The following is a 12,523-nucleotide window of genomic DNA, read 5'->3' on the forward strand; positions in this document are numbered from 1 at the left end:
CATCCGCACCTGGACCTGGGCGATTTCGCGCTGGCGCCGCACCGCCGCCATACCTGCGGCCACTGCGGCCACGACGCCAGCCACAGCGCCACCGCCATCGTTTCCAGTCCCTTGTGGCGGCTGCGCGAGTTTGCCTTGCGCAATCCCCAGCGTATCGCGCAATGCTTCTGAAGGTGCGCCCGCCCACAGTCAGCCTTGCCTCTGCAGCGTAGACTGGCTACCTTGACCATCACGAGGACCACGCCATGCCGCACGCTCACCCCAGGGACGACGATGACCAGTCAGGCGAGGAAGGCGACCTGTCCGACCTGCTGAGCGAACTGCGCATCCTGCTGCCCGGCGCCCAGATGCTCACCGCCTTCCTCATCATCCTGCCCTTCAATGGCGGCTTTGCAAAGATCGTGCAGGCGGAAAAGGTCGTCTTCCTGCTGACGTTTTTCCTCTCCATGACGAGCCTGGTCCTGCTCAGCGCACCGGCCATCCAGCACCGCGTCATGCGGCCCCTGCAGGACCGCGAGCGTTTTAAGAGAGTGGCCGACCGCATCATGATGTGCGGCGCATTCTCGCTGGCGCTGGCGTTTATCCTGGGGACGAACCTGGTGATGTCGGAAGTCTTCGGCCATATCGCCGGCATCATCGCCGCTGTGCTGATGGGGTCGCTCATCATCTGCATGTGGTGGTGGCTGCCGCTGCACCTGAAACGCCACCGGGATATCTGACACGGCCGCCTGACGCGGCCGCTTACTTTTGCAAAATGGTGATCTTGCCATCCGCTTCCAGGAACGCGCATTTCATGTCGGCCAGCGGGCAGTCCGCCTCGCGCAGCGCCTGCTCGACATCGCCGCCGGCCACGCGGCATTTCTTGACGACGTCATCGAAAATCCGCCCGTCGCGCCCCAGCAGCACGGGCGTGCCATCCACCAGGTCGGCCAGCTTGCGGCTGCGCGACGTGATCCACGCAATCAGCATGTTGAGGCAGATCAGGGTCAGGGCCAGTATCAGGCCGGCAGGTACGGAATCGTCGCCGCCCGACAGGGAATTCGATACCGCCTCACTCAGCAGCATGACGACCAGCAGGTCGAAGGGCGTGAACTGTCCCACCGTCCGCTTGCCTGTCATGCGCACCATCAGCAGCAAGGCAAGGTAGATGATGACCGCGCGCACAACCAGCTCCCACACCGGCACTTGCATGGCAAACATGGCAATCCTCCCAATAGATGATTGCCTTATTTATACGTCTTTTTACGCCGCGATGGCCACACCGCTGGCCTGCTCCAGCAAGGTTGCGCGGAAGATGCCCACCAGCGGACGCAAGTTGACCTTGTGCCAGGCCAGCCACAGGGGCGTACGGTAGCTGAACCATGGCAACTCGCGCACGACCACGCCGGCCGGCGCGTGCTGGCGCAGGCTGTGCTGGATCATGGCCATGCCCAGTCCGGCCGCCACCAGGCCCAGCGCCGTCAACGGCTCCGTGGCCTGCAGGCGAATATCGGGCGTAAAGCCGGCGCGGGCGCAGGCGGCGATGAAATTGTCGTGCTTCAGCACGCTTTCCTTATGCAGCACGGCAATCCACTCCTGGCCTGCCAGGTCGTCCGGGGTCAGCTCGGCCTTGGCCGCCAGCGGGTGTGTCTCCGGCAAGGCCAGCAGCATGGGATCGCTCAGCACTTGCGCGCAATCGAGGTCGGGATCGTTCGGCAACGGCGGTTCGCACAGCAGCGCGATATCCAGGCTGCGCTGGCGCAAGCCCTCGATCTGCTCGGCCGAATGCAGGTTGTACAGGGCAATGTGCACCTGCGGCCGGGTGGCGCGCAAGGTGCGCAAGCCGTCCGGCAAGACGCCCGCATGCATGGCATTCTCGATATAGCCGATGCACAGCCCGCCTTCGTCGCCACGCCCCAGGCGCTTTGCCAGCGCTTCCAGACGATTTCCGTGGGTAATGAAGGCGCGCGCCTCGGCCAGGAAGGTATGGCCGTCGCGCGTCAGGCGGATGCGCTGGGCGCTGCGCTCGAACAGGGTCAGCCCCAGCTTGTCTTCCAGTTGGGCGATTTGCCGGCTCAGCGGCGATTGGGAAATATGCAGGCGCTCGGCGGCGCGTCCCACGTGTTCTTCTTCGGCGACGGCGATGAAGTATTGCAATTGGCGCATGTCCAGCATGTCAGACCTTTCAGGACTCAAGTTGCGCCAATTATGTCTTGGACAGGCTTAACTTGTCCAGCTATTCTGTTTTCACTCCTCCACACATTGAAAGAAAACACCATGACGATCAAACACTTACTGACGGGCAAACTGGGTTTCGGCACGGCGCCGCTGGGCAATATGTTCCGCAACATTCCTGAAGAGGAAGCAATGGCGACGGTCGACGCGGCCTGGGACAGCGGCATCCGCTATTTCGATACGGCATCATTCTATGGCGCCGGCCTGGCCGAGCTGCGCCTGGGTGCCGCCCTGAAACAGCGCCGCCGCGACGACTACATCCTGAGCACCAAGGTCGGCCGCCTCATCCTCGACGAACTGGAAGACCCGGCAGCGCGCGAACTGGGCGAAAAAGGCGGACTGTTCGAATTTGGCCGCAAGAACAAGATCGTCGACGATTACTCGGCCGACGCCACCCTGCGCTCGATCGAGGCAAGCCTGAAGCGCCTGGACACGGACCACCTCGACATCGTATGGGTCCACGACATCGCCCAGGATTTCCACGGCGACAACTGGCTGGCGCAATTTGAGACGGCCCGCACGGGCGCGTTCTGCGTGCTGACCCGCCTGCGCGAAGAAGGCGTCATCAAGGCCTGGGGCGTGGGCGTGAACAAGGTGGAACCGCTGGAACTGACCCTGGACCTGGCCGAAGCCCAGCCGGACGCCTTCCTGCTGGCCGGCCGCTACACCCTGCTTGACCATGAACGTGCGCTGCAGCGCTTGATGCCTGCCGCCGCGAAACAGAATGTCGACATCGTCGTCGGCGGCCCCTACAGTTCGGGCATCCTGGCCGGTGGCGCGCACTTTGAATACCAGAAAGCCTCGCCCGAGATCATTGCCAAAGTGGAACGCATCAAGGCGATTGCCGCGCGCCATGGCGTCAGCGTCAAGGCCGCTGCCCTGCAATTCTCGCTGGCCAACCCCGCCGTCGCCGCCGTGATCCCCGGCGCCAGCCGTCCGGAACGCCTGGCCGAAGACCAGCAAGCGCTGAACAGCGTCATCCCCGCCGCCTTCTGGCAAGACATGCGCGCCGAGCAACTGGTGTCGGCATTCGCGCCCCTGCCAACGGGCAGCAACTAATACAGAAAGGATGACCATCATGGCGCACACCACCACCTCCATCGACATCGCCGCCACGCCGGCGCAAGTGTGGCAACTGATCGGCGGCTTCAACTCGCTGCCCGACTGGCTGCCGTATATCCCCAGCAGCACCTTGAGCGCAGGGGGCCGCATCCGCCACCTGGCCAACCCGGCCGGCGACGTCATCGTCGAGCAACTGGAAGCGTATGACAACACGGCCCGCAGCTACAGCTATTCCATCCTGCAGGCGCCGTTTCCAGCCAGCGACTACTTGTCGACCCTGCAAGTGAGCGCGATTGCCGGCAGTCAGCACGCCAGGGTCACGTGGTCCGGCCGTTTCACGCCCGTGGGCGTGAGCGATGAGGAAGTCACGCAACTGTTCCACGGCATCTATGTGGCGGGGCTGGAAGCACTGCAGCAAGCATTGGCCAGGTAACAGGCAAGCAGGACCATTTCCGCCACAGCCGGGCTTTCTTCCCGTCCCTGTGGCGGAATCGCGCAGATTCCGTGTTATCGTTAACAACAAGGGCATTCCTTGTGGTGTGCAGTGCAGCAGATTTTTGCCATCGCCCAGCAGAGCTAGCCCGAATCTCTTACAATGTTGTCTGTGGGCAGCTCTTCTAGCCCGAAATGCGGGGCGCTTGCCCGCCCCTGCCTTTCTTCACTTCGCATCCGGTGGCGCATTGCCACCCCTGCGGCTGAGCCACAGCACGCAACTTCACCCGGTTTCACCCTTACCCAACCAATAAGAACATGCACGCCTCCGTAGATCCCCTGATTCCGCGCGTCACCGCGCCTTTTGGCGCTGGATACGCCGACCTGGCCCTGGCCATCGGCGGCCTCGCCATCGGCACGGGCGAATTCGCCTCCATGAGCATCCTGCCCGTCGTCGCCGACGACCTGGGCACCACCTTGCCACAGATGAGCCACATGATCAGCGCCTACGCGCTGGGCGTGGTCATCGGCGCGCCCCTGATCACCATTTTCCTGGCGCGCATGCCGCGCCGCTTGATGCTGATCTGCCTGATGCTGATGTTCGCGGGCGGCAACTTGCTCAGCGCCATCGCCCCCAACTACGGCTTGCTGGTGGTGGCCCGCTTCGTCGCCGGCATTCCGCACGGCGCCTATTTCGGCGTGGCGGCCCTGGTGGCGGCCGCCCTGGCCGAACCGGACAAGCGGGGCCAGGCCGTGGCCAGGGTCCTGATGGGCTTGACGGTGGCCAATATCTTCGGCGTGCCGCTGGCCACGTATATCGGCCAGACCCTGGGCTGGCGCTCGGCCTTTTTGCTGGTCGCCGCGCTGGGCTTGCTGACCATGCTGATGGTGCGCATCTTCGTGCCCATGGTGGCCGCCGGCGACTCCAGCCCGCGCCGCGAACTGGGCGTGTTCCGCCGCCTGCAAGTGTGGCTGACCCTGCTGATGGTGGCGATCGGCTTTGGCGGCATGTTCGCCGTCTACACGTTTATTACGCCAACCTTGCTGGAAGTGACGAAAGTGTCGCCGCTGGTGATTTCCGTCTTGCTGGCCATTATCGGTATCGGCATGACGGTGGGTAATCTGATCGGCGGCTGGCTGGCCGACCGCTCGCGCCTGTGGACCATCTTTGGCGTGCTGCTGTGGAACGTGGCCGCGCTGGCCGCCTTTACCTATACCAGCAGCAATGTCTGGCTGACAGCCATCAACCTGTTCGCCATCGGCGCCGGCATCGCCGTCGCCCCCGCCGTGCAGACGCGTCTGATGGACGTGGCAGGCGACGCGCAAACCGTGGCCGCCGCCCTCAACCATTCCGCCTTCAACATCGCCAACGCGCTCGGCGCCTGGGCCGGCGGCATCGCCATCGCCATGGGCATGGGCTTGCGCTCGACGGGCTGGGTCGGCGCCATGCTGGCCTGCGGCGGCATCGTCGTGCTGGGCATTTCCGTACTCGTGGAAAACCGCAGCCGCAACGTGGGCGGCGCACAGCCGGCCTGAGCTTGAGTACGGCGGCCGCGTGTCCGGGCCGCCGCTTTACGCTTCAAGCCACAGGAGCACGGCTTTTCCCGGCGTCGCGCAGCGCTGCCAGTTCGCTTGCAACTCCAGCAGAAAGCCCGCCAGGTCGAAGGGATTGACAGCCGACCCCGCCCAGGGGGCCATCGCTGACCACGCCACTGCAAGCTCGTTCACCTCATCGGCGGCCAATTCGCCCAGCGCTTGCGCCATATCCTCCCTGAACATGCACAGATCGCGCCCGGCGATGTTTGCGGGCAACAGCGCGGGCGCGGCCGAGCCGGTCAGCAACAGCGCCAGTGAGGCGAAATCGAGTTCGCCCGGCAAGCTGATGCCGGTGACGGGAAAAGCGTCAACCGCCTCCGTCCAGCTGGCACACGCGCGCATGGCCGGCAGGGAACAGATAAACATATCGACTTTTTTCATCATGCGCTCAAGCATCAGCCCACATCGTGCCCGTTCGACGTCGCGCGGGAATAGCGCTGCTCAAACTCGGCGACGCTGTCCGCCCCTGCCCACAGGCCGGCGATGTACGCGAATTCCCGCTCGAACGGCTGCACAAATTCAGGCACGTCCGTCGCATACTCGCAATTGCGGCTCAGCATGACCAGCCAGTCGGGATAGGCGAGCGCCGGATACAGCCGGGTCAGGATGACGTCGAGCGACTGCACGCTTTCGCGCCCCGCCAGATAGGCATCGCGCAGTTCCACCAGATATTTGCCAGCCAGAAATTGCTCCGACAGCCATTGCGTGCTTCCGTAGCGTTCAATGATGGCCTCGACCAGCGGCAGCGCCTCGTCTGCGCCGCGCGCGCTGGCCAGCAGGACGATATCCAGATCGTCGCCTTCCTGGTCCAGGCGCAGGCGCTCCACGGCCCAGTCGACACAGCGGTCGGGCTGGCCGTAGCCGTGGCGCAGCTGGAAATACGCCTGTTCAAGTTCTGACAATTGGTGCATTGCATTTCATCCAGGAATCGTGACGGCCACGACCTTACGTCAACTGCAGCATTTTCTGCAACACCGCATCGAGCTCATAAAAATCCACGGGCTTGGTCAGGTGCAGATCGAAGCCTGCGTCGGAGGCCATCTTGCGGTCCCTGTCCTGGCCCCAGCCCGTCACCGCCACGAGGATGGCCAGTTCACCGCATGGCAGCTCGCGCAAGAGGCGCGCCACGTCGTAGCCGTTCATGTGCGGCAAGCCGATGTCGAGCAGGATGACGCGCGGCATGAAGCTTTGCGCCGTTTCAATACCAGCGGCGCCGTCGTAGGCCGTGCGCACTTCGTAGCCGAGGATGTCGAGCGCCAGCGCCAGGCTTTCGGCGGCGTCGGCGCTGTCGTCGATGACCAGCACTTTCCCTTCGCGCGTGCCGGCCAGCAGGCGCCGGTTCACCTCGGGCGGCGGCGCCAGCGGCACGGCCGGCAACGGCAGGCGCAATTCGAAGGTGCTGCCCCGCCCCACGCCATCGCTGTGCGCGCTGACCGTGCCACCGTGCAGTTCGGCCAGCCCGCGCACCAGCGACAGGCCGATGCCCAGGCCGCCCTGGGCGCGCGACAGCGCCGGTTCCAGTTGCGAAAACATGTCGAAGACGGTGTCCAGGTGCTCGGCAGCGATGCCGATGCCCGAGTCGCGCACGGTAATGTGCACCTCGTCCGCCGTGCACGCCACATTCAGCCAGATGCTGCCATCCGGCGGCGTGTACTTGACGGCATTGGTCAGCAGGTTGGCGATCATCTGCCCCAGGCGCGTGGCGTCGGCATCGAGCCAGATGGCGTGCGGCCACTGCGCCACGTGCACCTCGTGGCCGGCTTGCGCCGCCATGGCCGCCACGCTGTGCAGGGCCGCTTCCACCACGGGCGCCAGTTCCACGCTGGCGCAGCGCAATTCCAGGCGGCCCCGCGTGATGCGCGACACTTCCATCAGATCGTCGACCAGGTGCGTCATGTGGCCCACCTGGCGTCCCAGCACGTCGCGCACCCAGCACAATTGCGGGTCGTCCAGCTGCGCCAGGCGCAACACTTCCAGCACGTTGCGCATGGGCGCCAGCGGGTTGCGCAGCTCATGCGCCAGGGTAGCCAGGAACTCGTCCTTGCGCCGGTCGGCGGCCGCCAGCTGCTCGTTGAGCTCGCCGGCCTCCCTGCGCGCCAGCTGCAGCTGCTGCTCGTATTTGCGGCGGTCGCTGGCGACGAAGACGGCGATCTCGTCATAGCGCACGCCGCCATGTTCGCGCCGCACGGCGTTGAACAGCATGGGAATCGACTGCCCCTGGCGCTGGCGCATGTCGAGCAGCACTTCCGACACGCTGCCCTGCACCTGCATCAGCGGCAGCCAGTGCGTCTGGTGGAACACGCGCCCGCCGATGGTCAGCAAGTCCTGCAGCGTCTTCTTGCCGATCAATTCACCGGCGCCATAACCGAGCCAGCCGCAAAAGGTGGCGTTTGCCTGCACGATGGTGCCGTCGCTGGCGCACAGCAGCAGGCCGCAGGCCGCGTGCTGGAACAGGGTTTGGGCGTCGGGCAAGGAAGGCATGGACATGGAGTCGCGCATCACAGGTGCAGGCCGTCGAGAAAATGGCGGATGGCGCGGTAGCTGGCGTCGGGCGCGCTCATGTGCGGGCAATGGCCTATATTCTCGACCACCTGCAGGCTGCTGCACGGCAGCATCGCATGCAGGTAATCGCCCACCGGCCGCGGCGCGATGAAGTCGTCGCTGCATTGCACGATCAGGGCCGGCGTGGTGTTGCGCGGCAGGATGGCCCGGTGGTCGGACAGAAAGGTCGCCTGGGCAAAATGCCGGGCGATGGCGGGGTCGGTGCGGCAAAAGCTGCGCGTCAGGTCTTCGCCCAGCGCCGGCTGCCCGGGCGCGCCCATGATGGCGGGCGCCAGCGTGCCGGCCCAGCCCAGGTAATTGCTGTCCATGGCGCTGAGCAGGTCGTCGATGTCGGCGCGCGTAAAACCGCCGCGGTAGCCAGTGGCAGGTTCATCTATATAGCAGGGCGATGGCGCCAGCATGACTTGGGCGGCGAACAGCTCGGGCGCGGCGATGCTGGCCAGCAAGCCGGTCATGGCGCTGACGGAATGACTGATGCACACCACGGGACCGCCGGTGGCATCGGCCACGGACGCCACCACGGCGCGCAAGTCGTCCGCGTAGCCGTCGAGCGTCGCGTAGCGCCGCGTGTCGTAGGCGGCCAGGTCCGACTGGCCGCTGCCCACCAGGTCGAACAATACCGTGCGGTAGTGCTGGCGGAACTGCGGTTCCAGGTAGCGCCACATTGTCTGATCGCAACCGAAACCATGGACAAACACCAGGGTCGCCGGCCCTTCACCAGCGACACGGACGTTGTTGCGAATCTGAATATGCATGCCCACCCCGTTCACTTGTTTCCGCAGATTGTTTCCGCAGAAATACATTTCTTATTAAATTTCTACGCAAGAATACCCCAGCCGGCCACAATGCGCCACCCTTGAGCCCGCATCAGCCACGTGCGCTTCCTCGTGGCGACAGCACGCCAGCCAGCCATCGCCTTTCTGCCAAGTGACTTTCATTTGAATAGTCACTGTCATTCCGGCATGCAGCTTAATCCCGCGCCCAGCTCCGCACATAATCCAAAACCAGGCAGATCCGGCCACGCAGATAATGCCTGTCGTCAATACGGCAGAAAACTCACAGATATTCACACACCGCAATTTCATTTAAACCTAAAGCATTTTTATGCGCAGATGGCGGCCACTTCATGAAAGTTAGCGATTCCGCCTTTCGACATTCATATTTTCCGCCTCATCACATACCATAGTTTTGATAGTAAATATCTACCGAGTCACATTAAATTATTTTATTTTCATATGCGCTTTCCTTATTTTGCAATTTAAATATAGGAAATCACTTATATCAAAAATGAATGATGAAGATGATAATTTCCGTGAATAGATGGAAACGATGTTTAATACTTAAGCAATTATTAAATTGCTGACTATTGGTATCTTTTTCTGCGATCAGGCGACTGTAAAATGCCGAATGCATGGGGCTTTCAACGGTTGGCAACAACATTCAGACCGGCAGCGTGCCACAACCAGAATGCATTTAGCCCCTGTCACGATCGTAAATTTTGCTCATCTACATTATGACAGAATTTTTCATTAATATTTCATACATTTCAGTACATTATTTCATCATTATGAATATTTAAAATATTTTCGATGTTTTTGATAATTACTAAAAATTACAAGTAGTTAACATGGTTTCATGGCTGACATCTGCGCATCTTATCAATTTACCCACTGTCGTAACCCTGCCTTATTCTCGTGCACTGCACCATTTTTTTCCACCCCAGTATTTCCCCGTCGCCGCATCGCTGCAGCCCGCATTAGGGCTTGCTCACCTGCTAAATAATTCTTATCGGCAAGCCATTCATTGCACCAGGATTGTGCATCCGCGTGACTGTCCGGATATTCACGCGCCGATATAAGCACCGTTTCGCGGCCTCACCGAGATTAGCAAAACAACCTTGATCATGGCGCCCGCCCGTGCGCACGAATAATCGAAAACTTAGCCAAAAAATCATTATCAGGCCCAAGTGTTGTTATTAAGTTGAAAACACCAAGATGCCCGGGAAATGAAAATCCCGATGCTATATTCGCAACGCTGATTTCCCGCCCCGATCCCGTACCAGCCTCTTTTGGCACGGACCGGACTGACTCACCGCCCCATTTTTCGGTGTACACCATGGCTCTGACAGACTATTTCGACACTCTTCGGCTAAGCCGCCAGGCAAGTGCCACGCCAGGCCCCGGCCTTCTCCCCGCCCTGACGCAGGAGCAGGCCGGCATCTGGCGCCAGCATTTGCACGGCGCCCCCGTCCTGCTGGAACTGCCCGGCGAACGATCCCGCCCGGCCCGCCAAAGCTGGCGCATGGGCAGCGTGCCCTTCGCCCTCGATACGGATACCGCCTCGCGCTTGCGGCAGCTGGCCCAAAGCACTGGCAACCAGGTGTCGGCCGCGCTGCTCGCCGCCTGGAGCGCCTTCCTGTGCCGTCTCAGCGGCCAGCAAGACCTGGTCATCGGCGTGGACGGGCATGGCGGCATGGCGCCGCTGCGTTTGCGCCTCGACGACGCCAGCACGGGCCACAGCCTGCTGGCGCAGGCCGCTGCCGCACTGGTCATGGCCGAGCGCCACCCCGTGTGCCTGGCGCAGCTGGCCGAAACGCTGCAGCCGCCGCGCAGCGAGAGTTTCCATCCGCTGTTCCAGGCCGTGCTGGCCTACGGTTCGCGGGCGATGGCAGAAGCGCAGGAAACGCCGTTCGACCTGGCGCTGGTGCTGGCAGACGCCAGCGGCGATGGCCGCCTTGCGGGCCGCATCGACTTTGCGCTGGACCTGTTCGACGCGGACGGCATTGCCGGCTGGGCGCAGAATTTCCAGCAGCTGCTGCGCTCACTGCTGGCCGATCCCGCCCTGCCGCTGGTGCGACTGGACCTGCTGCCGCCCGCGCAGCGGCAGATGCTGCTGCACGACTGGAACGCCAGCGGCCTGGCCCTGGGCCCGCTGCGCAATGCGCACGATTTCGTCGACGCACAGGCGGTCCGCACGCCGCAGCGCACGGCCATCGTGCATGGCGGCCATCGCGTCAGCTACGGCGAGCTGGCGCGCCGCGCCGACGGCGTCGCCGCGCGCCTGATGGAACTGAGCGTGCAGCCGGGCGACCTGGTCGGCCTGCATTTGCACCGCGGACCGCAACTGGTGGCCGGCCTGATGGGCATCCTCAAGGCGGGCGCCGCCTACGTGCCTCTCGACCCGGCCTATCCGGCCGAACGGCTGGCCTTCATGCTCGACGATTCCGGCGCGCGCCTGGTGCTCGGTGAACACGCGCTGCAGGCGCAACTGCCAGCCGGCGCGCGCACATTCGTCGCCATCGACGACATCGCCGAGCGGGCGGAGGACGCGCCAGCCGTCAGCGTGGCCGTCGATCCCGCCTCGCCCGCCTACGTGATCTACACGTCCGGCTCCACTGGCCGCCCCAAGGGCGTGCTGCTGCCGCACCGCGCGCTGGTGAATTTTTTCGGCGCCATGCTGCACCAGCCGGGCATGACGGACGGCGACACCATCTGCGCCGTGACCACCCTGTCCTTCGACATCGCCGTACTCGAGCTGCTGCTGCCGTTCACCGTCGGTGCCACCGTCGCCATCGCCGACACGGCCACGGCGGCCGATGGCCTGGCGCTGGCCGAACTGATCGACGCCTGCGGCGCCACCCTGGTGCAAGCGACGCCCGCCACCTGGCGCATGCTGCTCGATTCGGGCTGGAAGGGCCGCCACGGCTTGCGCATCATCAGCGGCGGCGAGCCGATGACGCGCGAACTGGCCGATGGCTTGCTGGCGCGCGTGGGCCAATTGTGGAATCTGTACGGCCCCACCGAGACGACCATCTATTCGACGGGCGAACAGGTGCTGCCCGGCGATGGCCTGATCACCATCGGCAAACCGGTCAGCAATACCCAGGTCTACCTGGTCGACCGCCATTTGCAGCCGGTGCCCGTGGGCGTGCCCGGCGAACTGCTGATCGGCGGCCTGGGGGTGGCCATCGGCTACCATGCGCGGCCCGAACTGACGGCGGAAAAATTCATCGCCGATGCGTTTTCCGGCGTGCCGGGCAGCCGCCTGTACCGCACGGGCGACCTGGTGCGCTGGACGCGCGACGGCCGCCTGGACATGCTGGGCCGCATCGACAACCAGGTCAAGCTGCGCGGCTTCCGCATCGAGCTGGGCGAAATCGAGGCCGTGCTGGCCAGCCATCCCGCCTGCCGCCAGGCCGTGGTGGTGTGCCGCGAAGACCGTCCCGGCGACAAGCGCCTGGCCGCCTACGTGCGCGCCGATGCCAACATGACGCAGGCGGACGGCGCCGCCTTCATCGCCAGCCTGCGCGCGCAGCTGGCGCAGGCCGTGCCGGCCTACATGGTGCCGCCCGCGTTCGTGCTGCTGGAGCAGTTTCCCATGACGCCAAACGGCAAGGTCGACCGCCGCGCCCTGCCCGTGCCTGGCCGCGCCGCGCTGTCCGGACGCCAGGTGGAAGCGCCGCTGGGCCTGCAGGAAATGCTGGTGGCGCGCCTGTGGCGCGAACTGCTGGGGCTGGAACAGGTGGGCCGGCATGACGATTTCTTCGAACTGGGCGGCCATTCGCTGCTGGCCGGCCAGCTGGTGTCGCGCCTGCGCAAGGCCAGCGGCACGGCCCTCACCCTGGGCCAGCTGTTTGGCGCGCCCACGGTGGCCGGCC

General features: G+C 63.9%; 11 protein-coding genes. 5 read left to right on the forward strand and 6 right to left on the reverse strand.

Annotation, left to right across the window (positions count from 1 at the left end; translation table 11 throughout):
* Window positions 1-245: 245 nt before the first annotated feature.
* Complete coding sequence (locus JaAD80_RS25850; RefSeq protein ID WP_102298829.1) at window positions 246-719, forward strand: DUF6328 family protein; 474 nt, start codon at window positions 246-248, stop codon at window positions 717-719.
* 22 nt (window positions 720-741) lie between these two features.
* On the opposite strand, the gene JaAD80_RS25855 is transcribed toward JaAD80_RS25850, so the two are convergent.
* On the reverse strand, window positions 742-1,200 hold the full coding sequence (locus tag JaAD80_RS25855) for a DUF421 domain-containing protein (RefSeq protein ID WP_102298831.1): 459 nt from the start codon (window positions 1,198-1,200) through the stop codon (window positions 742-744).
* Window positions 1,201-1,242: 42 nt separating this feature from the next.
* Complete coding sequence (locus tag JaAD80_RS25860) at window positions 1,243-2,154, reverse strand: LysR family transcriptional regulator (protein ID WP_102298832.1); 912 nt, start codon at window positions 2,152-2,154, stop codon at window positions 1,243-1,245.
* 102 nt (window positions 2,155-2,256) lie between these two features.
* Between JaAD80_RS25860 and JaAD80_RS25865 the strand changes: the two genes are divergently transcribed.
* From JaAD80_RS25865 to JaAD80_RS25875, 3 genes are all read left to right on the forward strand, one after another.
* Entirely contained in the window at window positions 2,257-3,273 is a 1,017-nt protein-coding gene (locus JaAD80_RS25865) for an aldo/keto reductase (RefSeq protein ID WP_102298834.1), read from the forward strand.
* Window positions 3,274-3,292: 19 nt separating this feature from the next.
* The gene (locus JaAD80_RS25870; RefSeq protein WP_102298841.1) at window positions 3,293-3,709 is read left to right on the forward strand and encodes an SRPBCC family protein; all 417 of its coding nucleotides are present in this window, start codon (window positions 3,293-3,295) and stop codon (window positions 3,707-3,709) included.
* Window positions 3,710-4,026: 317 nt separating this feature from the next.
* Window positions 4,027-5,244 (forward strand): MFS transporter, encoded by a 1,218-nt coding sequence (locus tag JaAD80_RS25875; RefSeq protein ID WP_102298836.1) that lies wholly within the window; start codon window positions 4,027-4,029, stop codon window positions 5,242-5,244.
* A gap of 36 nt (window positions 5,245-5,280) precedes the next feature.
* Here JaAD80_RS25875 and JaAD80_RS25880 read toward each other — a convergent pair whose 3' ends face one another.
* The 4 genes from JaAD80_RS25880 to JaAD80_RS25895 are packed head-to-tail and all read right to left on the reverse strand — an operon-like array spanning window position 5,281 to window position 8,621.
* Complete coding sequence (locus JaAD80_RS25880) at window positions 5,281-5,685, reverse strand: hypothetical protein (protein ID WP_102298837.1); 405 nt, start codon at window positions 5,683-5,685, stop codon at window positions 5,281-5,283.
* Window positions 5,686-5,699: 14 nt separating this feature from the next.
* On the reverse strand, window positions 5,700-6,215 hold the full coding sequence (locus JaAD80_RS25885; protein ID WP_102298839.1) for a hypothetical protein: 516 nt from the start codon (window positions 6,213-6,215) through the stop codon (window positions 5,700-5,702).
* A gap of 34 nt (window positions 6,216-6,249) precedes the next feature.
* Window positions 6,250-7,791 carry an ATP-binding protein gene (locus JaAD80_RS25890; protein ID WP_308410648.1) on the reverse strand — a complete coding sequence of 514 codons (1,542 nt, stop codon included), beginning with the start codon at window positions 7,789-7,791 and terminating at the stop codon, window positions 6,250-6,252.
* An 11-nt stretch (window positions 7,792-7,802) separates the two neighbouring features.
* Window positions 7,803-8,621, reverse strand: coding sequence for an alpha/beta fold hydrolase (locus tag JaAD80_RS25895; RefSeq protein WP_102298845.1), 819 nt, complete (start codon window positions 8,619-8,621; stop codon window positions 7,803-7,805).
* 1,360 nt (window positions 8,622-9,981) lie between these two features.
* Here JaAD80_RS25895 and JaAD80_RS25900 point away from each other — a divergent pair.
* A partial coding sequence (locus JaAD80_RS25900) for a non-ribosomal peptide synthetase (RefSeq protein WP_146012542.1) occupies window positions 9,982-12,523 on the forward strand: 2,542 nt, incomplete at its 3' end.

The sequence above is a fragment of the Janthinobacterium sp. AD80 genome (genome assembly GCF_002878455.1).
Lineage (GTDB): Bacteria > Pseudomonadota > Gammaproteobacteria > Burkholderiales > Burkholderiaceae_D > Janthinobacterium.